Origin of the sequence: Stenotrophomonas sp. GbtcB23 (assembly GCF_019091045.1) — a bacterium.
GTDB classification, from domain to species: Bacteria; Pseudomonadota; Gammaproteobacteria; order Xanthomonadales; family Xanthomonadaceae; genus Stenotrophomonas; species Stenotrophomonas rhizophila_A.
Genome location: NZ_JAGXKC010000143.1, coordinates 1 through 795, shown reverse-complemented (window position 1 = coordinate 795; position 795 = coordinate 1). Strand labels below are relative to the sequence as shown.

The following is a 795-nucleotide window of genomic DNA, read 5'->3' as shown; positions in this document are numbered from 1 at the left end:
CGAGTCCCCTTCGGGCGAAGGCACGATCGCCGTCCTGAAGGATATCGATCTCACCATCGAGGCCGGGGAGATGGTGGCGATTGTCGGCGCCTCCGGCTCAGGCAAGACGACGCTGATGAATATCCTCGGCTGTTTGGACCGCCCGACCGCCGGCAGCTACCAGATATCCGGGCGAGAAACCTCATCTCTCGGCGCTGACGAACTGGCGGCGTTGCGGCGGGATCATTTCGGGTTCATCTTCCAGCGTTATCATCTGCTCGCCGAACTGACCGCGCTCGGCAATGTCGAGATACCTGCGATCTACGCTGGCAAGAGCCGGAGCGAAAGACATGGACAGGCCGCGGCTCTGCTCGGCCGCCTGGGCATGACCGATCGCACCGGGCATCGGCCTGGACAGCTTTCCGGTGGCCAGCAACAGCGCGTGTCGATCGCCCGCGCCTTGATGAACAACGCAAATGTCGTTCTTGCCGATGAGCCGACCGGTGCGCTTGACAGCCATAGCGGTCAAGAGGTGCTGGGCATCCTGGACGAACTCCACGCCGAAGGCCGCACCGTCGTGATCGTTACCCATGACATGGCGATCGCCGGGAGCGCGGAGCGCAACATCGAGATCAGCGACGGCAGGATCGTGTCCGATACGAAAACGGATGTTCGCAGGAAGCCGGCCGTCGTTTCCCTCCTTCCGGGAGCCACGCCGTCCGGGCGAACGGTGTTCGCCGCCTGGCTCGACCGCTTTCGCGAAGCCTTCCGCATGGCCCTGCTTTCGATGCGGGCTCACAAGCTGCGCACCTTCCT

General features: G+C 63.6%; 1 protein-coding gene. It reads left to right on the top strand.

Annotation, left to right across the window (positions count from 1 at the left end):
- The coding region (locus KVS69_RS18485) for an ATP-binding cassette domain-containing protein (RefSeq protein ID WP_217539443.1) at positions 1 to 795 on the top strand (795 nt) is incomplete at both ends.